Genomic DNA, 20,434 nt, shown 5'->3' on the forward strand with positions numbered 1-20,434 from the left:
TCAGTCTTATGGGGCATCTCACGTTCCGTGGGCGTTCTTACACGTTTCACAGGCGGCGGGAGCAGGGTAGGGACTTCTGTCTCTGCCCCCGGACCCCGCTGCGAGCTGATGCGAAACCGCTACCTCGACCTGCTCCGCTTCCTGGCCATCCTGCGTGTCGTCACCTACCACGTCACCGGCTACGCCACGCTCACGCTGGTGTTCCCGGCGATGGCGGTGATGTTCGCCCTGGCCGGGTCGCTGATGGCTGCCTCCCTGGACCGCAGCGGTGTGTCCGCCGTGGGGCGCCGGCTGCGTCGGCTGCTGCCCTCGCTCTGGGTGCTCGCCGCGGTCTTCGTGCCGGCGATGCTGCTCACCGGGCTGACGTTCGAGCCGAAGGTGCTGCTCTGGCTCTTCCCGATCAGTGACCCGCCGGCCAACTACTGGGGCGGGCTGGCGCTCAGCCCGATCTGGTACCTGCGGGACTACCTCTGGTTCGTGCTCGCCTCGCCGGTGGCGCTGTGGCTGTTCCGCCGCGCGCCGCTGCCCACGCTGGTCGCCCCGTACGCGCTGCTCGCCGCCGTCGAGTTCGGCATCCTGCTGAACCCGCCGACGGTGCTGCGCGAGTTCGGCCTCTACTTCGGCGCGTGGCTGCTCGGCTTCGCCCACCACGACGGCCTGCTGCGCCGGATGCGCAACCGGGTGCTGCTGCCGGTCGCCGGCGCGCTCGGCGTGGCCGGTCTGGCCTGGATCGTCACCCATCCCGGGCCGCGCGGCTACGACATCAACGACATCCCGCTGGGCAACGCGCTCTGGGCGACCGCGTTCATCCTGGTGGCGATCGGCCGGGCGCCCACGGGCGCGGCGTGGATCGACCGGTTCCCGGTGCTCGGCCGGGCGGTGACCGTGGTGAACCGGCGGGCGCTGACCGTCTACCTCTGGCACATGCCCTTCGTGGTGGCGCTCACCCCGCTGGTCGGCCTGATCGGTTGGTCGACGCGGGACCCGGTCGGCCTGTGGCTGCGGGTGGGACTGGTGTTCGTCCTCGTCGGCGTGGTGACGTTGCTGGTCGGCTGGGTCGAGGACGTAGCTGCCCGGCGTACCCCGGAACTGGTGCCCGGTCGGCCACGACGGACCGTGCCGGCGCGGGCGGCGGACGCGCCGGCCAGCCCGGCCCCGGCCGGCGCGGCGAGCCGGCTGGTCGGCGCCGGAGCCCGGGTGCCGGCGCCCCGTCGAGCTTCCGGGCCGACGACCGACCGACCCGACGGGCCGCCCGCCGACACCGACGCGCCCCGGGACCGGGCCGCCGGGTCGTCCACGGGCCGCGCCGCCGGGTCGTCCGGCACCCGCGCCGGCGACTGAGCGGCGGCCGGCTCAGCGGCTGCTGACGGTGACGTTGCCGCTGGTGGCGGTCACGTCGAGCAGCAGGGACGCGCCGGGGTCGTTCGACACCCGCACGTCGGTGTCGCCGGATTTCGCGTCGGCCCGCACCCGGTACCGGCCGGCCGGCACGGCGAGGTCGACGTTCCCGCTGCTGGCGTGCAGCCGGACCGGGGCCGGCTGGTCCAGCTCGACGGTCAGGTTGCCCGAGGTCGCCTCCGCGTCGACCGCGGAGGCGAGCCGACGGGCCTCGATGTCGCCGGAGCTGGCCCGCAGCCGGACCGGGCCGGCCGCCTCGGTCAGCCGGATGTTGCCCGACGTGCTGGAGGCGCGGACCTCGCCGCCGGCTCCGTTGACGGTCAGGTCACCGGAGCCGAGCGTGAACTCCACCGCCCCGACCTCGTTGAGGTCGACGTTGCCCGAGCCGGTGCCGCCCCGGACCGCCACGCCGGGCGGGGCGGTCACCTCCCAGGCGATGCTGCACCGCTGCCCGCAGTCGGTGGGCAGCACCAACTCGTCGCCCTTGATCTCGTACCGGCTGTCCGGCTCGCCGCCCTGGTAGCGGACCACGCGCTTGATCTGCACCTGGTCGACCGGGCCGGTGGCGCGCACCATGACGTCCCCGGAGCCGTCGCCGTCCACGGTGATCCGGGTGATCTTCACGCGTTCGGTCTGGTCGTAGTCGAGCCGGCGGAACGAGAGGGTGTCACACCCGGCGAGCACGATGAGCGCGGCGGCCGCGGTCGCCGCCACCACCGTGCGCGGGCGGGAAGTGGTGCCGCGCGGGCGGGAAGCGGTGCCGCGCGGCCGGAGCGCCGTTCGGAGCGAAGCCATGGCCAGCACACTAGGGCCGGCCGGGTGACCGCCACATCCGGGATCGCCCACCGGTCCACCCCGAGCCGACCCTGAGATCGCACCCCGAGGAGAATGGACCGATGGCCGGGTACCGCCGACAGCTCTACCGCGACGACGCGGTGGTGCTGCGCGTGCAGAAGCTGGGCGAGTCCGACCGGATCATCACACTGTTCACCCGCCGGCACGGCCGGTTGCGCGCGGTGGCCCGGGGCGTCCGACGCACCACCAGCAGGTTCGGCGCCCGGCTGGAGCCGTTCGGCCACGTCGACCTCCAACTCGCCGGCGACCCCAAGGGCAACCAGGGCAGCTCGCTGCACACCGTGAGCCAGGTCGAGGCGATCGAGCTGTACGGCAAGCGGTTCCTCGGCGACTACCCCCGCTACACGGCGGCCAGCGCGATCGCCGAGACCGCCGAACGGCTGACCCCGGTCGAGCGGGAGCCGTCGCTGCGGCTGTTCCAGCTCACCCTCGGCGCGATGAAGTCCCTGGCCCGCGGCGATCACGCCACCACGCTGGTGCTCGACGCGTACCTGCTGCGCGGCATGGCGTTCGCCGGCTGGGCGCCGGCGCTGGCCGCCTGCGCGGTCTGCGGTGAACCGGGTCCGCACCGCGCGTTCTCGGTGCCGGCCGGCGGCGCCGTCTGCCCGGACTGCCGGCCGCCCGGCGCCGCCCACCCCGCGCCGGCCACGTTCGTGCTGATGTCCGCGCTGACCACCGGCGACTGGGCGTACGCCGACGCCGCCGAGAACGGCGTACGCCGGGAGTGCAGTGGGCTGGTCGCGGCGCACCTCCAGTGGCATCTGGAGCGCGCGCTACGCTCGCTGCCGCTGGTCGACCGGGGTGCCCCGGCGCCCGGCGCGGTCCCGCCGCCCGGCGGCGCGGGGCCGGGTGTGGTCCCGCCGCGCACCGGCGCCGGACCCGCCGTCGCTGGTGTGAACAGGGAGATGACCGAGTGATCCGATCGACGAGTGCGCGCCGCCGCGAGCCGGTGCCGCCGACCCCGCACCCGTCCGGTGCCCGGCCGCCGGCGTTGCCGCCCGCCGCCGTGCCGAAGCACGTCGCCATCGTGATGGACGGCAACGGCCGCTGGGCCAAGGAGCGGGGGCTGCCCCGCACCAAGGGGCACGAGCAGGGCGAGCACAGCCTGTTCGACACCGTCGAGGGCGCGATCGAGATGGGCATTCCGTACCTGTCCGCGTACGCGTTCTCCACCGAGAACTGGCGTCGCTCGCCGGACGAGGTCCGCTTCCTGATGGGCTTCAACCGTGACGTCATCCGCCGCCGCCGGGACCAGCTCGTCGACCTGGGTGTCCGGGTGGTGTGGTCGGGCCGGGCCGGGCGGCTCTGGAAGAGCGTCATCTCCGAGTTGCAGACCGCCGAGGAGATGTCGCGGGACAACTCGACGCTGACGCTCCAGTTCTGCGTCAACTACGGCGGCCAGGCGGAGATCGCCGACGCCGCCGCCGCGATCGCCCGGGACGTCGCCGCCGGCAGGCTTCATCCGGACAAGGTCACCGAGAAGACGGTGGCGCGTTACCTCTACCACCCCGAGGTGCCCGAGGTGGACATGTTCCTGCGTCCCTCCGGCGAGCAGCGCATCTCGAACTTCCTGCTCTGGCAGACCGCGTACGCGGAGCTGGTCTACCTGGACACGCTCTGGCCCGACTTCGACCGCCGTCATCTCTGGTACGCCTGCGAGCTGTACGCCCAGCGGGACCGCCGCTTCGGCGGCGCGCTGCCCAACCCGGTGGCCCCGGGAGTCTGAGCTCACGCTTACCGAGGCGACGCGCTGGGTACCGGTAGGGACAACAGCAAACGCGGAGGTGAACCACATGATTCAGAAGCGGATCGGGCAGTGGGCGGTCATGGCGGTCGCCGTGCCGCTGGCGGCGGCCGGCGCCCGCCGGCTCAGCCACACGCTGGAGGCCCGTCGCGGGCCGACCGGGGTGAGCCGCCTGCTGACCAAGGGCGCGGACCTGCTCCGGCCGCAGAAGGCCAAGCGGCGTCGGTTCTTCTGACCTGCCGGCCGGCGTCGGCCGGCCATCGGCGGAACGCCCCGCATCCGTGGGGCGTTCCGCTTTACCATCGGCGCAGGGCGCGCCGCCGGGACGCGCCGCCACGGGGGTGGAAGATGCGCGATCTCCGGTACGAGATGACGGCCGCCCTGGCCGCCGCCGACCTGGTGGAGCCGAGCCGCCGGGAGGCGGTCGCCGAGCTGTGCGCCGGCGTGGCCGAGCGGTGGTGCGCCGACCTCGGACACACCCCCACCGTCCGTTCCGGCGAGATCGGCGAGCTGGCCGCCGGTGAGCCGGCGGCGGACTGGGCCCGGTGACCCGGCGACGGCCCCGACCCGGCGCGATCGACGCCGCGCGGTGGACCCGGGCCGCCGGCCGGGTGAGCGTGGTGGGGCTCAGCCCTCCACTTCGGAGCGGTCGCCGGCCCACAGGGTGTGGAACGCGCCGTCCCGGTCCACCCGGTGGTAGGTGTGCGCGCCGAAGTTGTCCCGCAGCCCCTGGATCAGCGCGGCCGGCAGCCGCTGCGCCCGCAGCGCGTCGAAGTAGGCCAGCGACGACGCGAAGGCCGGGGTCGGCACGCCCGCCCGGGCCGCGTCGGCCACCACCCGCCGCCAGGCCGGGACACCGGCGCTGACCCGGTCGGCGAACCACGGCGCGACGAGCAGCGTCGCCAGCTCCGGCTCGCCGTCGTACGCCTCCCGGATGCGGTCCAGGAAGCGGGCCCGGATGATGCAGCCGCCCCGCCAGATGGTGGCCGTGCCGCCCAGGTCGATGTTCCAGTCGTACTCCCGGCTGCCGGCGCGGATGTGGTCGAAGCCCTGCGCGTACGCGACGATCTTGCTGGCCAGCAGCGCGCGGCGCACGTCCTCGACGAACGTGTCCCGGTCCTCCACCTGCCACTTCTCGCCGGCGTCGGCGAACACGCGACGGGCCGCCTCGCGCTGGTCCGCGTGACCGGACAGCGAACGGGCGAACGTGGCCTCGGCGATGCCGGTGATCGGGATGCCCAGGTCCAGCGCGCTCTGCACGGTCCAGCGGCCGGTGCCCTTCTGCTCGGCCTGGTCGAGCACCACGTCCACGAACGCGTGGCCGGTCGCCGCGTCGGTGTGCCCGAGCACGTCCGCGGTGATCTCGATCAGGAACGACTCCAGCTCGCCGCCGTTCCACTCCCGGAAGATGTCCGCGATCTCCGCCGGGCTCGCCGACAGGCCGGCCCGCAACAGGTCGTACGCCTCGGCGATGAGCTGCATGTCCGCGTACTCGATGCCGTTGTGCACCATCTTCACGAAGTGGCCGGCGCCGTCCGGGCCGACGTGCCGGCAGCAGGGCGCGCCCTCGACCTGCGCGGCGATCTTCTCGAAGATCGGCCCGAGCTTCTGGTAGGACTCCGCCGAGCCGCCCGGCATGATGCTCGGGCCGCGCAGCGCGCCCTCCTCGCCGCCGGAGACGCCGGTGCCGACGAAGTGCAGCCCGTGCGTGCGCAGCGCCTCCTCGCGGCGGCGGGTGTCGGCGAAGTGCGCGTTGCCGCAGTCGACGACGATGTCCCCCTCCTCCAGCAGCGGGATCAGCTCGTCGATCACGGCGTCGGTCGGCGCGCCGGCCTTCACCATCACGATCACCGCGCGGGGCCGCTCCAGCGAGGCGACGAAGTCGGCGAGCGACTCGGACGGCACGAACGTGCCCTCGTCACCGTGCTCGGCGACCAGGCTGCGGGTCCGCTCCGGCGACCGGTTGTGCACCGCCACGGCGAAGCCGTTGCGGGCCAGGTTCCGGGCCAGGTTGCGACCCATCACGGCCAGACCGGTGACCCCGATCTGCGCCGTCGCCTGCTCTGCCATGCGTACCGCCACCTCTCGTCCGCGCCGCTGACCGCGGCCGTCCTCGTTACCGTCCTGCGACCGTATCGCGGTCGTGGCGTGAGGGGATCACACCGCGACGGCGGGTGAGGAGGCGGTGGCGGCGCGTCTCACCCCTCGGCGAGACGCGCCTCGATGTGCGCCACCTTCGCGGTCAACGCGTCGGTCACGCCGGGACGCAGATCGGCCTTGAGCACCAGGCTGACCCGGGGCGCCTGGGCCGCGACGGTGTCGACGGCCCGCTTCACCACCGCCATCACCTCGTCCCACTCACCCTCGACGGTGGTGAACATGGCATCGGTCCGGTTCGGCAGCCCGGACTCGCGGACCACCCGGACGGCGTCGGCGACCGGGTCGCCCACTGACTCACCCACGCCGAGCGGGGTGATGGAGAACGCGACAAGCATGCCGACGATGGTGTCAGTAATTCGGGTGCGGCGTTCGGTGGCGTCGGGTTAACGTGTCGGCATGCGCAACTGACGCCCTTCCTCCGAGCCGGTCCGCCGCCGCAGATGCCGCGGACCCGTCCTGCTCCGGGCGTCCGCATCCCGTCCCGCCGCCGTCGTTCGCGGTGTCTGTCGCGGTCGGATCGCACCGGATCGCACCCGCTCGGCGCGTCCCGATACGGCGCGCCCCCGGCGCGACCGTGGTCGGCGCGCCCGACAGACAGGAGGCCCGCGGATGCCCGCGAAGCGCAACCCGAAGAAGTCCCGCAAACCGTCACCGTCCCGGCCGGACGCCCAGCCGACGGACGTCGACGCGCTCGGCCGGACGCCGTCCACCCCGATGGCGCTGCTGCCCGGCGGCGCGTCGCCCAACCCGGTTGGGTCCGGTGCGGTGGTGCCGGACCGCGTGTTGCCAGGCGGCGCGCTGCCCGGTTCGCTCCGGTCCGGTCCGGTGGTGCCGGATGGAGCGTCGCCCGGTGCGCCCCTGCCCGGTGCCACGTCGTTGCCGGGCGTCGCCCTGCCGGTCGAGGGCTTGCCCGGTGCGATGCCGATCGATCCGGTGTCGCCCCGCCCGACCCCGCCGAAGGCCGCTCCCGTCGACCGCCGCGATCCCCGATCCGCAGGGCGCGGTCAGCGCGCCGGCCAGGCCCGGTTCTACGCCTTTCGGCGCAGCTGACTCGCAGATCTTGGAAGCCTCCGGCCCCTCCCGGGGCACTTTCCTTCCAAGATCTCCACTAAGCAACTTCATGATCAACGGGCTGCGGTGGGGGTCAGCCGATCAGGGGGCGGAAGGTGCCCAGGAGGATGCTCGTGGTCAGGGCGGCGCCGGCCAGCAGGGCGGCGGCGAGCACGAGCAGGGCGTCCGCGCGGGTGAAGCGCTGTCGGCGGGCCACCGTACGCGGGGTGCCCGCGTCGAAGCCCCGGGCGTCCATCGCCACGGCCAGCCGGGTGCCGCGCCGGATCGCGCCGACCAGCAGCGTGAACGCGGTGGACGCGAAGAGCCGCAGCTTGGCCACCGGGTTGCGGCCGGCGTCCACGCCCCGGGCCCGGCGGGCCATGCTGATCATCCGCCACTCCTGTTCGAGGAGCGGCACCAGCCGGAACGCGGCCAGCGCGCCGATGGCGAACCGGGCCGGCGCTTTCGCGTTCTGGATCAGCGCGTCGGCCAGTTCGGTCGGGTCCGTGGTGGCGAACACGATGATGCCGGGCAGCGCCACCGCGAGCATGCGCAGCACCAGCCCGAGCGCGGTGACCAGGACGCCCTGGGTGACCAGCACCGGCCCGGCCTCGACCAGCACCGGACCGGACCGGTCGGCGGCGAAGAGCACCAGCGTGACCAGGATGCCGACGGCGGCGGCCAGCAGCGGCCACGCCCGGCGGGCCAGCACCCGGTAGCGGACCCCGAACAGCGGCAGCACGGCCAGCTCGACCGCGATGGCGATGGCCGGCGCGACCGGGTCCAGCGTCGCCACCAGCACGATGGTGAACACCATCGCGGCGGCCAGCTTCGCCACCGGGTTGCGCCGGGCCAGCGGGGCGCCCGGCGTCGCCACCGGCTCCAGGTCGATCACGGCGCACCCGCCCCTCGGCCCGGCGGTACCGGACGCCGCGCCGAACCGGGACGGCCCGGCACGTCGGATCCGGCCGGGCGGTCCGGCTCGTCGGATCCGGCCGGGCGGTCCGGCTCGTCGGATCCGGCCGGACGGTCCAGGGTGAGCGTCCGGTCGGCCAGCGCGGCGACGAAGTCCGCGTCGTGGGTCACCGTGACCACGCCGTGGCCGGCGTCGCGCAGCTCGGCGAGCAGGTCGACCAGTTCCCGCCAGGTGCGCCGGTCCTGGCCGAACGTGGGCTCGTCACAGATCAGCAGGCGGGGCGCGGTGGCCAGGGCGGTCGCCACGCTCAGCCGCCGCGCCTCGCCACCGGAGAGGGTGTACGGGTTGGCGCCGGCCAGCCGGTCCAGTCGCAGCCGGTGCAGCAGCGCGTCCACGGTGGCGGTGACCGACGCCTCGGACTGCCCGGTCCGGCGCGGGCCGAGCGCCAGTTCGTCGCGGACCGTACCGGTGACGAACTGGTGCTCCGGGTCCTGGAAGACCGAGCCGATCCGGCGGGCCAGCGCCGGCGCCCGCCAGCGGTGCGGGGGAGTGCGCGCGTCCCGCCCGGCCAGTTCCGGGGCCGCGGTGACCGTGCCGGTGCCGGGGCGCAGCAGGCCGCCGAGGAGCAGCGCCATCGTGGACTTGCCGGCGCCGTTCGGGCCGAGGACGGCGAGCGCCTCGCCGGCGCGTACCCGGAGGTCGGTGGGGGCCAGCCGGGGCGGCAGGCCGAGCCGGTCGGCGGTGAGCAGCACGTCGCCGGCCGGCGCGGTGGCGTGTCGCGGCGGCACGGTGTGCCCGGGCACCCAGACCCCGGCGGCGGCCAGCGCCTCGCCGTGCGCGGCGAAGACCACGTCGGGCGGCCCGTCGGCGCGTACGCCGCCACCCGGTTCCAGCACCACCACCCGGTCGACGAGCGGCAGCGCCTCCGCGACCCGGTGCTCCACCAGGATCAGCGTGGTGTCCGCGTCGACCGCGTCCGTGACGGCATGGCGGATCAGCGCGGCGCCGGCCGGGTCGAGGTTGGCGGTCGGCTCGTCGAGCAGCAGCAGCCCCGGCCGCAGCGCGAGCGCCCCGGCGAGTGCCAGCCGCTGCTGCTCGCCGCCGCTGAGCGCGGCGGTCGGGCGGTCCCGGTGGTAGGGGAAGCCGACCCGGCGCAGCGCCTCGTCGACCCGGGGCCAGATCTCCTCGGCCGGCACCCCGCGGTTCTCCAGCCCGAACGCGACGTCGTCGCCGGAGCGGGCCATCACGAGCTGGGTCTCCGGGTCCTGGAACACCACGCCGACGCGTTCGCGCGCCTTGCGCGGGTCCAGCCCGTCGATCTCGACGGTGCCCTCCTGCTCGCCGGAGTCCTCGGGCAGCAGCCCGGCCAGCGCCGCCAGCAGCGTGCTCTTGCCGGCTCCCGACGCCCCCAGCAGCAGTACCCGCTCCCCGCTCTCGACCCGCAGGTCAACCCCGCGCACCGCCCAGCGTTTCCGTCCCCCGTGCCGCCACCCGAACCCCCGCAGAACCACCCCGCTCACCGCGCCACCCCCTCCCCAGCCTCGTTGATCAAGGAGTTCGCGTCCGGGAAACCGCCCGCCGCCGACGCGAACTCCTTGATCAACGGTGGGACCCGATCAGACCAGGGCACGGTCCCGGCCGGCGGGGAAGCGGTCCAGGACGCCGGTGTTGGCCAGCGCCCGGGTGAGCACCCAGGCGCCGAAGCCGGCGATCACGGTGGCGCTGACGATCGTGATGAGCGCGTACGGGAGGCGGTAGGAGGTCAGCTCGTACGCCTTGTTCCAGTAGACGAAGTCGAAGATCGCCGCGCCCAGGCCGGTCAGCGCGCCGGCCAGCACCGCCACCGGCAGCTTGAACGAGCGGTAGCGGAACGCGGCGAACGCCAACTCCGCGCCGATGCCCTGCATCAGGCCCTGGAGGATCACGATGCCCGCCCACTGGCTGCCCAGCAGCGCGGAGACGATCGCGGCCACCGTCTCGCAGTAGAGCGCGGCGCCCGGCTTGCGGATGATCAGGCCGGCGAGCACCGCCGGGATCAGCCACACGCCGTAGAGCACCGCCTGCGCCGGCGGAAAGAACGCGAACGCCGCGTCGGTGGCGCTCCAGAGCAGGCCCCAGGCCCAGAAGACGACGCCGAAGGCGACGGCGATGACCGAGGCGACGACGATGTCGACGGTACGCCAGCGGTTGCTGTCGGTGTGGTTCATGGTGGCTCCCAGTTCGTGGTGCGGAACCAGGAGAAGACGCACGCCGCGCCCGGATTGCCGGACGTCGACGCGGCTGGAGGTCGACCGAACTCCCTGCGCTGGCATTACCCAGATCAGGTTCGAGGGTCTGCGGGCACCGGCCCGCACTCTCAGCGCTGTGCGCTCCCCTGTCGGATGTGAAGTTGTCTCGTCGCAGACGCTAGCACCGACGTCGGGGCCGGGCCCAGCAGGGCGACTGTCGGTAGGCTGGCGATCATGCGGGTCGAGACGCGAGATCTGACGTTCGAGGTACGCACCGGCGGCCCCGAGGGCGGCGACCCCGTCCTGCTGCTGCACGGCTTTCCACAGCACTCCGGCGAGTGGGACGCGGTGACGCCCGCGCTGCACGCCGCCGGGCTGCGCACGTACGCGCTCGACCAGCGCGGCTACTCGCCCGGCGCGCGGCCGGCGGCGGTCGAGGCGTACCGGATCCCGGAGCTGGTGGCCGACGCGGCGGCCGTGCTGGACGCGCTCGGGGTGACCGCCGCGCACCTGGTCGGCCACGACTGGGGCGCGATCGTGGCCTGGGGCCTCGCGGCGGCGCACCCGGAGCGGGTGCGGACGCTGACCGCGGTGTCGGTGCCGCACCCGGCCGCGATGGGCCACGCGCTCGCCAACGATCCCCGGCAGAAGGCCAAGTCCGCCTACATGGCGCTGTTCCGGATGCCGGGCAAGGCGGAGAAGGTGCTGCTGGCGCTGCACGGCGCCGTGCTGCGCCGGATGCTGCGCGGCGTCGGCGACGCGGCCACCGTCGCCCGGTACGCCGACCCGATGCGGGAGCCGGGAGCGCTCACCGCGGCGCTGAACTGGTACCGCGCGATGAGCGGGTCGGACATGAAGGCGGTCGGCCCGGTGGCGGTGCCGACCACGTACGTCTGGAGCGACAAGGACGTGGCGATCGGCCGGACCGCCGCCGAGGCGTGCGCGGGACACGTCACCGGCGACTACCGGTTCGTGACCCTGTCCGGCGTCAGCCACTGGATTCCCGACGAGGCTCCGGGCCCGCTGGCCGAGGCGGTCCTGGCCCGGATCCGAGGGACGGAGGAGGCATGACGGTGAGCGCCGAGGCGTACCTGGAGACGGTTACGTCGACGATGCGGCGGGTGGCCACCGAGCAGCGGGCGAACGTGGCCGGGGCGGCCGATCTGATCGTGGCGGCGTTGCGTGCCGACGGGGTGGTGCACGCGTTCGGCACCGGGCACTCCGAGGCGCTCGCCATGGAGATCGCCGGCCGCGCCGGCGGGCTGGTGCCCACCAACCGCATCGCGCTGCGCGATCTGGTCCTGCACGGCGGCGAGCCGGCCGACATGCTCGGCCCGAAGCTGGAACGCGAGCCGGCGGTGGCGCACCGGCTCTACGAGCTGGCCCCGATCCGGCCGCCGGACGTGTTCGTGCTCGCCTCCAACTCGGGTGTGAACGGGGCGATGGTCGAGTTCGCGTCGATCGTGAAGCAGCGCGGGCACGGGCTGGTGGCGATCACCTCGGCGCGACACTCGGCGCGGATGACCTCGCGGCACCCGTCCGGGCGGAAGCTGGCCGACTTCGCCGACGTGGTGCTGGACAACGGCGCCCCGTACGGCGACGCCACGCTGCCGTTGCCCGGCGGTGGCGCGGTCGGCGCGGTCTCGTCGATCACCGCCGCGCTGCTGGCCCAGCAGATCACCGTCGAGGTGGTGGCCCGGCTGGTGGCGGCGGGGGAGCGGCCACCGGTCTACCTGTCCGCCAACATCACCGGCGGCGACGAGCACAACGCGGAGCTGGAAGCCCGGTACGCGGGGCGGATCCGCCGGGGATCGTGAGCCGGTTTCGCGAGCGCCCGAATCGGGCACAGGCGCTGCTGCCGGCGGGCGTTCACCCGCCGGCCGTGCCGTCTTCACCGGAGGTTCGCGAGTGTCCAAGGAATCCGAGAAGCAGCGCTGGCAGCGCAACTTCGCCGACCTGTTGCAGGAGCTGCGCGTCGCGCAGACCGGCGTGCAGATCCTCTTCGCCTTCTTGCTGACCCTGCCGTTCAGCAACGGGTTCACCCGGACCACCGAGTTCCAGCGTGACGTCTACATCGTGGCGTTGCTGGCTGCCGCCGCGGCCACCGCGATGATCATCTCGCCGGTCGCGTTCCACCGGGCGCTGTTCCGGCAGGGCCGCAAGCCGGAGCTGGTCCGCTTCGCCCACCGGATGGCCACCGGCGGCCTGTTCTTCATGCTGATCGCGATGGTCAGCGCCGTGCTGCTGATCACCGACTTCGTGCTGCCCCGGCCGATCGCGTTCGTGCTCAGCGCCGTCACCGCGCTCTGGTTCCTGACGTTCTGGGCGATCCTGCCGTTCGCGCGGCGCAACTGGGGTGAGGACGACATCGACGACGATGACGACGACCCGCAGACGCTGGCCGGCGACTGACGGTCCGCCAAATCGGACGTGCACGCGACGCTACCCCTGGGTAACACCCGGGGGTAGCGTCGTTTTCGTCGAGCGCGTCGACCGCAGCCGGACCGACCATCCAGGAGGCAGCCGTGACCACGACACAGCACAACGCCGACGGGGTGGGGCCGCTGCCCACCGAGGCGGGCCAGGTCTCCGAGAAGGAGGCCCGCCAGGTCGCCGAGGCGGCCCGCGAGGCGGCCTGGGACCGACCGAGTTTCGGCAAGGAACTCTTCCTCGGCCGGTTCCGGCTCGACCTGATCGAGCCGTGGCCCCGGTCCGACCCGGCCGACGTGGCCCGCGCGGCGGAGTTCCTCGACGCGTTCGGGGCGTACCTCGGCGCCGAGGTGGACGGCGCGGCGATCGAGCGCGACGCGCGGATCCCGGACGACGTGTTCCACGGCATGGCCCGGCTCGGCGCGTTCGGCATGAAGATCGACCGGAAGTACGGCGGGCTCGGGCTCAGCAACCTGCACTACTGCCGGGCGTTGATGCTCGCCGGTTCGGTGAGCCCGGCGATCGGCGCGCTGCTCTCGGCGCACCAGTCGATCGGCGTGCCGCAGCCGCTGAAGATGTTCGGCACGCCCGAGCAGAAGGACCGTTTCCTGCCCCGGCTGGCCGCCGGCGAGGTCTCCGCGTTCCTGCTCACCGAGCCGGACGTCGGCTCCGACCCGGCCCGGCTGGCCACCACCGCCGAGCCGACCTCCGACGGCACCGGCTACCGGCTCAACGGGGTGAAGCTCTGGGCCACCAACGGCACGGTCGCCACCCTGCTGGTGGTGATGGCCCGGGTGCCGGCCACCGAGGGACGGCGCGGCGGGATCACCGCGTTCGTGGTGGAGGGCGACAGCGAGGGCATCACTGTGGAACGGCGCAACTCCTTCGTCGGGCTGCGCGGCCTGGAGAACAGCCTCACCCGGTTCCACGACGTGTTCGTGCCGGCCGAGAACGTGATCGGCGGCGAGGGCAAGGGCCTGAAGATCGCGCTGACCACGCTGAACACCGGCCGGCTGTCGCTGCCGGCGATGTGCGTGGGCGCCGGCAAGTGGGCGCTCAACGTGGCCCGGGAGTGGGCCGCCGACCGGGTCCAGTGGGGCCGGCCGGTCGGCGAGCACGAGGCGGTGGCCAAGAAGCTGTCGTTCATCGCCGCCACCACGTACGGCATGGAGTCCATGCTGGACCTGTCCTGCCTGCTCGCCGACGACGACCGCAACGACATCCGGATCGAGGCGGCGCTGGTCAAGCTCTACGCCAGCGAGATGGCGTGGCGGATCGCCGACGAACTGATCCAGATCCGGGGCGGGCGCGGCTACGAGACGGCCGACTCGCTCGAAGCCCGGGGCGAACGGCCGGCAGCGGTCGAGCAGCTCCTGCGGGACCTGCGGATCAACCGGATCTTCGAGGGGTCCACCGAGATCATGCACCTGCTGATCGCCCGCGAGGCGGTCGACGCGCACCTCTCGGTGGCCGGCGACATCATCGATCCGGACGCCGGGCTGGGCCGCAAGGCCGCCGCCGGCGCGCGGGCCGGTGCCTTCTACGCGAAGTGGCTGCCCACGCTCGCGGTCGGTAAGGGGCAGGCACCCGGGGCGTACCAGGAGTTCGGGCCGCTGGCCGGGCACCTGCGGCACGTCGAGCGGACCTCCCGCAAGCTGGCCCGGTCGACGTTCTACGCGATGTCCCGGTGGCAGGGGAAGATGGAGCGCAAGCAGGCGTTCCTCGGCCGGGTGGTGGACATCGGCGCGGAGCTGTTCGCGATGTCGGCGGTCTGCGTCCGGGCGTACGCCGAGCGGCTCGACCACCCGGAGAACATCGAGCTGGCCGACCTGTTCTGCCGCCAGGCGCGGCTGCGCGTCGACGAGCTGTTCACCGGCCTCTGGTCGAACACCGACTCGGTCGACGTGGCCGCCGCGAAGCGGATCGTCGCCGGCCGCTACGCCTCCGTCGAGGCCGGCGTGATCACCCCACCGACCGACCTCCCCTGGGTGGCCCCCTGGACCCCCGGCCCCTCCACCGCCGACGACGTCCGCCGCCGACTGTGAAAGGAGGGGCCCCTGCTTAACGCTTTCGGTAGAGGCGGGGCCCCCTTTTAACCCACCCGCTCAGCGGCGGGCGATGGCCCAGGCGATCACCGCGGCGAGGATCAGGCCGTTGAGGGCGGCCAGCACCAGGTAGGCCGCCGGCGGGATCTTGCGGCCCTTGCGGACGAAACTCACCAGCACGCCCGCGTAGGCCAGCAGCAGCACGGCCACGACGATCAGGAAGTACAGCACCGGGACACCCTACCGGCCGGTGCGCAACCCCAGTCCGCGCAGCTCCAGCGCGGCGAGCGCGTCGACGGTGGCGTCGTCGCCGCGCCGCCACGCCTCGGCCACGTCCGGCGCGATCCGCTGGAGCTTCGACAGCGGCTGACCGGCGAGCGCGCGCAACGCCAGCAGGTCCCGGCCGGCGGGCGCGGCGGACATGGCCTTCGCCGCGCCGGCCCGGCGCATCCAGCGCACCCGCAGCGGCAGCCAGCCGAACAGCACCAGGCCGAGCGGGAACACCAGCACCGCGACGGTCAACGCGAGCGCCAACTGGCCGACCAGCTCCTGCTGGTCCCGGCCGGCCTCGGCCATCGCGCGCGCGGCGTCGGCGGCCCGGGTGAAGGGCGCGGTCAGCTCGTCGCCGACCAGCGGCACCCGGCCCACCTTGCCGCCGGCGTCGGCCAGGTTGTCGGCGAGGCCGCCGCCGGCGCCCTCCAGCTTCTGCCCGGGTACGGCGAGCTTCTCGACCAGGTCGTGCAGCCAGCGCGCGAAGCGGATCGCCGCGTACACCCAGACGACCACGAGCAGGTCGGTCAGGAGCTGGCGGAGGGCGGTCGGAAAACGGTCGGCGTAGATCTTCACGCCGGACAGCCTGCCACGGCGCGGCCACGGCGGCACCGGTCGGATTTACCGGCCGGCGCAGGCCGGACAGGTCCCGAAGATCTCCAGGGTGTGGCTGACCTCGGTGAAGCCGTGCTCGGCGGAGATGCGGTCCGCCCACTTCTCCACCGCCGGCCCGGCCACCTCGACGGTACGACCGCAGCCCCGGCAGACCAGGTGGTGATGGTGCCCGTCGTCGCTGCACCGCCGGTAGAGGTGCTCGCCACCCGGCGGGCGCATCACGTCGATCTCGCCGGCGTCGGCGAGCACCTGCAACGTCCGGTAGACCGTGGTCAGCCCGATCCGGTCGCCCCGTCGGCGCAGCATGGCGTGCAGGTCCTGGGCGCTGTGGAAGCCCTCGACCTCGTCCAGCAGCGCGCTCACCGCGCTGCGCTGCCGGGTGGTACGCGGCGTGCCGGTGCTCATGCCGGTCCCTCCCCGGCGTGGCTGACCGCGTCCGCCACGATGTGCGCGACGTGCTCGTCGACGAGCGCGTACGCGATCTCCCGGCCGCGTCGCGAGCCGCGCACCACCCCGGCGCCGCGCAACACGCGCAGGTGCTGGGAGACCAGCGGCTGCGGGGCGCCGAGCGTCTCGACCAGCTCGTGCACGCAGCGCTCGCCCTCGGCCAGCTCGCTGACGATGGCGAGCCGGATCGGGGCCGAGAGGGCGCGGAGCAGCTCGCCCGCGCCCTCGAAGGCGTCGTACCCGTTGGTCCCGGTCACCCCGTAACGATAACCACTGCCGGTTGGGGCGCTCTCATCCGAGCAGCACCTCGTGCTCGGCCGGCTCGACCGGCGCGGGAGTCGGCGTGGCCCGGCCACGGCGCCGCCGCCGCGCCCGCACGCCGGCCGCCAACAGCGCCACCACCAGGAACGAGCCGATCGCCACCAGCACCACCGAGGCGCCCGGCGCGGTGTCGGCAGTGGCGGCCACCCACACCCCGGCCCCGGCCGCGAACAGACCCAACGCCATGGCCGCCGTCATGGTGGACCGGAAACCGCGGGTCACCTGCTGGGCGGTGGCCACCGGCACCACCATCAACGCGCTGATCAGCAGCACCCCGACCGCCCGCATGGCGATGGTCACGGTCACCGCGGTGCCCACCGCGATGAGCAGGTTCAGCGCCCGCACCGGCAGGCCGGAGACGCGCGCGTACTCCTCGTCGTGGCAGACCGCGAACAGCGCCGGGCGCAGCACCAGCATGGTCACCAGCAGCACCGCGCCGAGCACGCCGATGGTGACCAGGTCGCCCTGCGACGTGGTGGTCAGCGACCCGAAGAGGTACGCGTTGAGCGACCCGCTGCTGGCGTCGGAGAGGCCGACGAGCATCACGCCGCCGGCGATGCCGCCGTAGAACAGCAGCGCCAGCGCGAGGTCGCCGGAGGTGCGCCCGTACGCGCGGACCAGCTCGATGACGACCGCGCCGAGCGTGGCGGCGAGCACCGCCACCAGCACCGGGGAGCGGTTGAGCAGCAGCCCGGCGCCGACGCCGGTGAGCGCCACGTGCCCGATGCCGTCGCCGATCAGCGCCAGCCGGCGCTGCACCAGGTAGATGCCGAGCGCCGGCGCGGCCAGGCCGATGACCAGCGCGCCGACCAGGGCGCGGAGCATGAAGTCGTACTGGAAGAGGTCCATCTCAGATGCTCCTCCAGAGCCCGGCGGGCTCCTCGTCGCAGTGCGGGTGCACGTGCTCGTGGTCCGGGTCGGCGTGGTGGCCGGCCGGCTCGGGCACCGCGCCGTCGTGGGCGATCCCGCCCTGGTGCACCACCACGGCCCGGCTGATCAGCGGGCGCAGCGGCCCCAGCTCGTGGGCGACCAGCAGCACCGTGCCGCCGCCGTCGCGGAAGCCGCGCAGCGCCCCGGCGAACGCCTCCTGGCTGGCCGCGTCCACGCCGGCGGTCGGCTCGTCCAGCACCAGCAGCTCCGGGCCGCCGGCGAGCGCGCGGGCGATCAGGGCGCGCTGCTGCTGGCCGCCGGAGAGCGTGGCGACCGGGTCGCCGGCCCGGTCGGCGAGCCCGACCGCGCGCAGCGCCGCCGCCACCGCCTCCCGGTCCGCCCGCCCCGCTGGCCGGAGCACGCCCCGGCGGGCCAGCCGCCCGGACGCCACCACCTCGGCCACCGTGGCGGGCACCCCGCCGCCGGCACCGAGCCGCTGCGGGACGTACCCGATGCGGTGCCACTGCCGGAAGCGGCGCTGCGGCGTGCCGAACAGGGTGACCGACCCGGCGCCGAGCGGCACCAGGCCGAGCGCGGCGCGGACCAGCGTCGACTTGCCGGAGCCGTTGGCGCCGAGTACGGCGACCACCTCGCCGGCGGTCAGCGTCAGCGAGACGTCCCGCAGCACCGGCCGGCCGTCGTAGCCGACGGTGGCGTGCGCGATGTCGATCACGGGTGATGAGGTCATGAGCAGTCCAGGGCGGTTCGCAGGGTCTGCAGGTTGGCGCGCATGGCCGACAGGTAGTCGCCCTCGGCGGGCGGGCCCTCGATCGGGTCCAGGACCGCGGTCTTCGCCCCGACCTCCCGGGCGATCGTCTCGGCGACCTTCGGGCTGACCAGCGTCTCGAAGAAGATCGTACCGGCCTGGTGCTCCCGGGCCTCCCGCGCGACCTCGGCGAGCCGCTGCGGGGAGGGCTCGGCCTCCGGGGTGAGGCCGGTGAGCCCGATCTGCTCCAGCTTGTAGTGCTCGGCCAGGTAACCGAAGGCGGTGTGACTGGTCACGATCTCGCGGCGCTGGCAGGTGCGCAGGCCCTCGGCGTACTCGGTGTCGAGTTTCGTCAGCTCGGCGCGCAGCGCGCCGGCCCGGGCGGTGTAGTCGGCGGCGTGGTCCGGGTCGACCGCGCCGAGGCGTTCGGCGAGCTTGTCGCCGACGGTGGCCAGCCGGGTCGGGTCGAGCCAGAGGTGCGGGTCCTTGCCGCCGCCCTCCTCCTCGTGGCCGGCTTCCTCGTGGCCGGCCTCGCCCTGGTGGTCGTGGCCGCCGGCGGCGGCGTCGAGCAGCGGGGCGACACCGGCCACGTCGAACGCGCGGTCGCCGCCGTTCTGCTCGACCGCCTCGTCCACCGCCGGCTGGAAGCCGGTCAGGTAGACGATCAGCTCGGCGTCGACCACCTGGCCGACCTGGCGGGGGTTCAGCTCCAGGTCGTGCGGCTCCGCGCCCGGCTTGGTCAGGTTGCCGACCACGACCCGGTCGCCGCCGATGCGCTCGGTCAGGAACTGGAGCGGGTAGAACGCGGCCACCACGTCGACCCGGTCCGGGTCCTTACCGCCGCCGTCGCCGCCGTCCGAGCAGGCGCTGAGGCCGCCCAGGGCGAGCAGGGCGGCGGTGGCGGCGGTCAGGACGCGGGGGGTGGCACGGGCGGTCATGGAGCAACTGTCCGCGATAACGAAAATTATTGTCAAAAACGCATGCTTGCATGTCAGCGCGGGTCGGCCCGGCCCGGAGCGGCTCAGCCGACCGTCAGCTTCGCCAGCGCCACCGCGATCAACAGGGTGAGCATCACCAGCCGCAGCACCCGGGTCGCCGGCCGCTGCACCGGCCAGGTGACCGACATCAACCCGACCAGCCCGGCCGCCAGCACCAACAGCAGGACGCCACCGGCCGGGCCGGGCGCGAAGAGGCCGACCAGCACCAGCACCAGCGCGGCGAGGAACACCGTCGTCGGGTTGAGCCGGGCCAACCGGGACAGCACGGGACTCTGCGTACGCTGCATGCCACAAACTCTACGAGGAGGAACGCCGTGCTGGTCACCAACCGGTTCGTGGTGGACGCCGAAACGGCTGACGAGTTCACCCGGGAGGCGCACGCCGCGCTGGCCGCGCTCGCCGCCCGCCCCGGCTACCTGCGCGGCGAACTGCTCCGGGCGCTCGACGACCCGGCCCACTGGTGCCTGCTCACCGAGTGGGAGTCGGTCGGGGCGTACCGGCGGGCGCTGGGCGGGTTCGACGTCAAGGTCACCGCCGTGCCGCTGCTCGCCCGCTCGGTGGACGAGCCGTCGGCGTACGAGACGCTCGCCAACGCCGCCCCGCAGGGCGAGATCGTCGTCGTCGCCAGTGATCGTGCCGCAGGCCCGTACCGCTGAGTCCGGGGGCACTACCCTGGCGCGTATGACCGCTCCCGGACCGGCCGCGCCGCCCCCGCCACCCGTGCCGCCCGGCACGCCGCCGGCCGCCCCGGCGGAGCCGGGCGTGCCCGCGCCGCCGCCCGGTCCCGGCGTCGCGCCGCCGTTCGCCGCCCCGCCCACCGAGGGCGGGCGGGCCCGCCTCTGGCTCGGCCTCGGCGTCGGCGCGCTGGCCGTGGTGCTCTGCTGCGGCGGGGGCGGCGCGGCAGTGGTCGGGCTGGCGGTGAGCAACGTGCAGGCGGTCGGCGAGCAGGGCCGGGCCGTCACCGACGACTACTACCAGGCGCTTGTCGCCCGGGAGTGGTCAAAGGCGTACGACCGGCTCTGCGACGACGCCCGGCGACGCGAGTCCCGGCCGGAGTTCGAGCGGCGGGCCGCCACCGAGCCGCAGATCTCCGGCTACCGGGTGGGCAAGGTCGACACCACCACGCTGACCGTGCCGGTGGACGTCACGCTGGCCGGTGGGCGGCGGGAGGCGCAGACCGTCACGCTCGCGCCCGACCGGCAGACCGGCGGCATGGAGGTCTGCGGGGTGAGCTGACCGACCCCCGGTATTCTACTGGGCTCGGGGCAGCGGCGGTCGTACCGTGGTCCCGAACAGCCCGGTTCCATCCATCTCGACCGCG

At 74.1% G+C, this 20,434-nt stretch carries 26 protein-coding genes and 1 riboswitch; of the genes, 12 read left to right on the forward strand and 14 right to left on the reverse strand.

Annotation, left to right across the window (positions count from 1 at the left end; all coding sequences use genetic code 11):
- The first annotated feature begins 108 nt into the window (after nt 1–108).
- On the forward strand, nt 109–1,341 hold the full coding sequence (locus tag C8054_RS05980; RefSeq protein WP_107155714.1) for an acyltransferase: 1,233 nt from the start codon (nt 109–111) through the stop codon (nt 1,339–1,341).
- 12 nt (nt 1,342–1,353) lie between these two features.
- Here the strand turns inward: C8054_RS05980 and C8054_RS05985 are convergent, their stop codons facing one another.
- Nucleotides 1,354–2,193 carry a DUF4097 family beta strand repeat-containing protein gene (locus C8054_RS05985; protein WP_233219510.1) on the reverse strand — a complete coding sequence of 280 codons (840 nt, stop codon included), beginning with the start codon at nt 2,191–2,193 and terminating at the stop codon, nt 1,354–1,356.
- Between the two features lie 101 nt (nt 2,194–2,294).
- Here C8054_RS05985 and recO point away from each other — a divergent pair, with 101 nt between their 5' ends.
- The 4 genes from recO to C8054_RS06005 all read left to right on the forward strand — a co-directional run bounded on the left by recO (nt 2,295) and on the right by C8054_RS06005 (nt 4,546).
- Complete coding sequence (gene recO, locus C8054_RS05990) at nt 2,295–3,170, forward strand: DNA repair protein RecO (protein WP_107155715.1); 876 nt, start codon at nt 2,295–2,297, stop codon at nt 3,168–3,170.
- Nucleotides 3,171–3,202: 32 nt separating this feature from the next.
- Nucleotides 3,203–3,979, forward strand: a complete 777-nt coding sequence (locus C8054_RS05995; protein ID WP_199199577.1) for an isoprenyl transferase — start codon at nt 3,203–3,205, stop codon at nt 3,977–3,979.
- Between the two features lie 67 nt (nt 3,980–4,046).
- Nucleotides 4,047–4,232 carry a hypothetical protein gene (locus tag C8054_RS06000; protein ID WP_107155717.1) on the forward strand — a complete coding sequence of 62 codons (186 nt, stop codon included), beginning with the start codon at nt 4,047–4,049 and terminating at the stop codon, nt 4,230–4,232.
- Nucleotides 4,233–4,345: 113 nt separating this feature from the next.
- Complete coding sequence (locus C8054_RS06005) at nt 4,346–4,546, forward strand: thioredoxin reductase (RefSeq protein ID WP_107155718.1); 201 nt, start codon at nt 4,346–4,348, stop codon at nt 4,544–4,546.
- A 78-nt stretch (nt 4,547–4,624) separates the two neighbouring features.
- Here the strand turns inward: C8054_RS06005 and gndA are convergent, their stop codons facing one another.
- Both gndA and C8054_RS06015 read right to left on the reverse strand, forming a co-directional pair.
- A complete protein-coding gene (gene gndA, locus C8054_RS06010; protein WP_107155719.1) occupies nt 4,625–6,067 on the reverse strand; it encodes an NADP-dependent phosphogluconate dehydrogenase in 1,443 nt (480 codons plus the stop codon).
- 128 nt (nt 6,068–6,195) lie between these two features.
- Nucleotides 6,196–6,492: an MTH1187 family thiamine-binding protein gene (locus C8054_RS06015; RefSeq protein ID WP_107155720.1), complete on the reverse strand. Its 297-nt coding sequence runs from the start codon at nt 6,490–6,492 to the stop codon at nt 6,196–6,198.
- Between the two features lie 274 nt (nt 6,493–6,766).
- On the opposite strand from C8054_RS06015, the gene C8054_RS06020 reads away from it, so the two are divergent.
- Nucleotides 6,767–7,207: a hypothetical protein gene (locus C8054_RS06020; RefSeq protein WP_107155721.1), complete on the forward strand. Its 441-nt coding sequence runs from the start codon at nt 6,767–6,769 to the stop codon at nt 7,205–7,207.
- 94 nt (nt 7,208–7,301) lie between these two features.
- Here C8054_RS06020 and C8054_RS06025 read toward each other — a convergent pair whose 3' ends face one another.
- The 3 genes from C8054_RS06025 to C8054_RS06035 all read right to left on the reverse strand — a co-directional run bounded on the left by C8054_RS06025 (nt 7,302) and on the right by C8054_RS06035 (nt 10,330).
- Nucleotides 7,302–8,102 carry an energy-coupling factor transporter transmembrane protein EcfT gene (locus C8054_RS06025; RefSeq protein ID WP_107155722.1) on the reverse strand — a complete coding sequence of 267 codons (801 nt, stop codon included), beginning with the start codon at nt 8,100–8,102 and terminating at the stop codon, nt 7,302–7,304.
- Nucleotides 8,099–9,643 (reverse strand): ABC transporter ATP-binding protein, encoded by a 1,545-nt coding sequence (locus C8054_RS06030; protein ID WP_233219511.1) that lies wholly within the window; start codon nt 9,641–9,643, stop codon nt 8,099–8,101. Before C8054_RS06030 ends, C8054_RS06025 begins: the two co-directional genes overlap by 4 nt.
- Before the next feature lie 96 nt (nt 9,644–9,739).
- Nucleotides 9,740–10,330 carry an ECF transporter S component gene (locus tag C8054_RS06035; protein ID WP_107155723.1) on the reverse strand — a complete coding sequence of 197 codons (591 nt, stop codon included), beginning with the start codon at nt 10,328–10,330 and terminating at the stop codon, nt 9,740–9,742.
- Nucleotides 10,331–10,402: 72 nt separating this feature from the next.
- Nucleotides 10,403–10,509: riboswitch (TPP riboswitch) on the reverse strand.
- 76 nt (nt 10,510–10,585) lie between these two features.
- Here C8054_RS06035 and C8054_RS06040 point away from each other — a divergent pair.
- The 4 genes from C8054_RS06040 (at nt 10,586) to C8054_RS06055 (ending at nt 14,826) form a co-directional block, all read left to right on the forward strand.
- Entirely contained in the window at nt 10,586–11,422 is an 837-nt protein-coding gene (locus C8054_RS06040; RefSeq protein WP_107155724.1) for an alpha/beta fold hydrolase, read from the forward strand.
- Entirely contained in the window at nt 11,419–12,168 is a 750-nt protein-coding gene (locus C8054_RS06045) for a sugar isomerase domain-containing protein (RefSeq protein ID WP_107155725.1), read from the forward strand. The genes C8054_RS06040 and C8054_RS06045 overlap by 4 nt, the downstream gene beginning before the upstream one ends.
- A gap of 91 nt (nt 12,169–12,259) precedes the next feature.
- Nucleotides 12,260–12,763 (forward strand): DUF6328 family protein, encoded by a 504-nt coding sequence (locus C8054_RS06050; protein ID WP_107155726.1) that lies wholly within the window; start codon nt 12,260–12,262, stop codon nt 12,761–12,763.
- Nucleotides 12,764–12,876: 113 nt separating this feature from the next.
- On the forward strand, nt 12,877–14,826 hold the full coding sequence (locus C8054_RS06055) for an acyl-CoA dehydrogenase family protein (protein WP_107155727.1): 1,950 nt from the start codon (nt 12,877–12,879) through the stop codon (nt 14,824–14,826).
- A gap of 60 nt (nt 14,827–14,886) precedes the next feature.
- On the opposite strand, the gene C8054_RS32240 is transcribed toward C8054_RS06055, so the two are convergent.
- The 8 genes from C8054_RS32240 to C8054_RS06090 form a co-directional block, all read right to left on the reverse strand.
- On the reverse strand, nt 14,887–15,057 hold the full coding sequence (locus C8054_RS32240; RefSeq protein WP_199199561.1) for a hypothetical protein: 171 nt from the start codon (nt 15,055–15,057) through the stop codon (nt 14,887–14,889).
- Nucleotides 15,058–15,066: 9 nt separating this feature from the next.
- Nucleotides 15,067–15,672 carry a hypothetical protein gene (locus tag C8054_RS06060; RefSeq protein ID WP_107155728.1) on the reverse strand — a complete coding sequence of 202 codons (606 nt, stop codon included), beginning with the start codon at nt 15,670–15,672 and terminating at the stop codon, nt 15,067–15,069.
- Between the two features lie 45 nt (nt 15,673–15,717).
- Nucleotides 15,718–16,116, reverse strand: a complete 399-nt coding sequence (locus tag C8054_RS06065; RefSeq protein WP_107155729.1) for a Fur family transcriptional regulator — start codon at nt 16,114–16,116, stop codon at nt 15,718–15,720.
- Entirely contained in the window at nt 16,113–16,415 is a 303-nt protein-coding gene (locus C8054_RS06070; RefSeq protein ID WP_107155730.1) for a metalloregulator ArsR/SmtB family transcription factor, read from the reverse strand. Before C8054_RS06070 ends, C8054_RS06065 begins: the two co-directional genes overlap by 4 nt.
- A gap of 34 nt (nt 16,416–16,449) precedes the next feature.
- Nucleotides 16,450–17,328, reverse strand: coding sequence for a metal ABC transporter permease (locus C8054_RS06075; RefSeq protein WP_107155731.1), 879 nt, complete (start codon nt 17,326–17,328; stop codon nt 16,450–16,452).
- A 1-nt stretch (nt 17,329) separates the two neighbouring features.
- Nucleotides 17,330–18,097: a metal ABC transporter ATP-binding protein gene (locus tag C8054_RS06080; protein WP_107155732.1), complete on the reverse strand. Its 768-nt coding sequence runs from the start codon at nt 18,095–18,097 to the stop codon at nt 17,330–17,332.
- The gene (locus C8054_RS06085) at nt 18,094–19,053 is read right to left on the reverse strand and encodes a metal ABC transporter substrate-binding protein (RefSeq protein ID WP_107155733.1); all 960 of its coding nucleotides are present in this window, start codon (nt 19,051–19,053) and stop codon (nt 18,094–18,096) included. The genes C8054_RS06080 and C8054_RS06085 overlap by 4 nt, the downstream gene beginning before the upstream one ends.
- 83 nt (nt 19,054–19,136) lie before the next feature.
- Nucleotides 19,137–19,400 (reverse strand): DUF6703 family protein, encoded by a 264-nt coding sequence (locus C8054_RS06090; RefSeq protein WP_107155734.1) that lies wholly within the window; start codon nt 19,398–19,400, stop codon nt 19,137–19,139.
- A gap of 27 nt (nt 19,401–19,427) precedes the next feature.
- On the opposite strand from C8054_RS06090, the gene C8054_RS06095 reads away from it, so the two are divergent.
- On the forward strand, nt 19,428–19,769 hold the full coding sequence (locus C8054_RS06095; RefSeq protein ID WP_107155735.1) for an antibiotic biosynthesis monooxygenase: 342 nt from the start codon (nt 19,428–19,430) through the stop codon (nt 19,767–19,769).
- Between the two features lie 106 nt (nt 19,770–19,875).
- On the forward strand, nt 19,876–20,349 hold the full coding sequence (locus C8054_RS06100) for a hypothetical protein (RefSeq protein WP_107155887.1): 474 nt from the start codon (nt 19,876–19,878) through the stop codon (nt 20,347–20,349).
- Nucleotides 20,350–20,434 lie beyond the last annotated feature (85 nt).

It is taken from the genome of Micromonospora sp. RP3T (assembly GCF_003027925.1).
Classification (GTDB): Bacteria; Actinomycetota; Actinomycetes; order Mycobacteriales; family Micromonosporaceae; genus Micromonospora.

What these genes read in the sequence shown, in the direction of transcription:
- C8054_RS05980 (WP_107155714.1), top strand. Translation starts at nt 109, where the DNA reads ATGCGAAACCGCTACCTCGACCTGCTCCGCTTCCTGGCCATCCTGCGT.
- C8054_RS05985 (WP_233219510.1), bottom strand. Translation starts at nt 2,193, where the DNA reads ATGGCTTCGCTCCGAACGGCGCTCCGGCCGCGCGGCACCGCTTCCCGC.
- recO (WP_107155715.1), top strand. Translation starts at nt 2,295, where the DNA reads ATGGCCGGGTACCGCCGACAGCTCTACCGCGACGACGCGGTGGTGCTG.
- C8054_RS06000 (WP_107155717.1), top strand. Translation starts at nt 4,047, where the DNA reads ATGATTCAGAAGCGGATCGGGCAGTGGGCGGTCATGGCGGTCGCCGTG.
- C8054_RS06005 (WP_107155718.1), top strand. Translation starts at nt 4,346, where the DNA reads ATGCGCGATCTCCGGTACGAGATGACGGCCGCCCTGGCCGCCGCCGAC.
- gndA (WP_107155719.1), bottom strand. Translation starts at nt 6,067, where the DNA reads ATGGCAGAGCAGGCGACGGCGCAGATCGGGGTCACCGGTCTGGCCGTG.
- C8054_RS06015 (WP_107155720.1), bottom strand. Translation starts at nt 6,492, where the DNA reads ATGCTTGTCGCGTTCTCCATCACCCCGCTCGGCGTGGGTGAGTCAGTG.
- C8054_RS06020 (WP_107155721.1), top strand. Translation starts at nt 6,767, where the DNA reads ATGCCCGCGAAGCGCAACCCGAAGAAGTCCCGCAAACCGTCACCGTCC.
- C8054_RS06035 (WP_107155723.1), bottom strand. Translation starts at nt 10,330, where the DNA reads ATGAACCACACCGACAGCAACCGCTGGCGTACCGTCGACATCGTCGTC.
- C8054_RS06040 (WP_107155724.1), top strand. Translation starts at nt 10,586, where the DNA reads ATGCGGGTCGAGACGCGAGATCTGACGTTCGAGGTACGCACCGGCGGC.
- C8054_RS06045 (WP_107155725.1), top strand. Translation starts at nt 11,419, where the DNA reads ATGACGGTGAGCGCCGAGGCGTACCTGGAGACGGTTACGTCGACGATG.
- C8054_RS06065 (WP_107155729.1), bottom strand. Translation starts at nt 16,116, where the DNA reads ATGAGCACCGGCACGCCGCGTACCACCCGGCAGCGCAGCGCGGTGAGC.
- C8054_RS06075 (WP_107155731.1), bottom strand. Translation starts at nt 17,328, where the DNA reads ATGGACCTCTTCCAGTACGACTTCATGCTCCGCGCCCTGGTCGGCGCG.
- C8054_RS06080 (WP_107155732.1), bottom strand. Translation starts at nt 18,097, where the DNA reads ATGACCTCATCACCCGTGATCGACATCGCGCACGCCACCGTCGGCTAC.
- C8054_RS06085 (WP_107155733.1), bottom strand. Translation starts at nt 19,053, where the DNA reads ATGACCGCCCGTGCCACCCCCCGCGTCCTGACCGCCGCCACCGCCGCC.
- C8054_RS06090 (WP_107155734.1), bottom strand. Translation starts at nt 19,400, where the DNA reads ATGCAGCGTACGCAGAGTCCCGTGCTGTCCCGGTTGGCCCGGCTCAAC.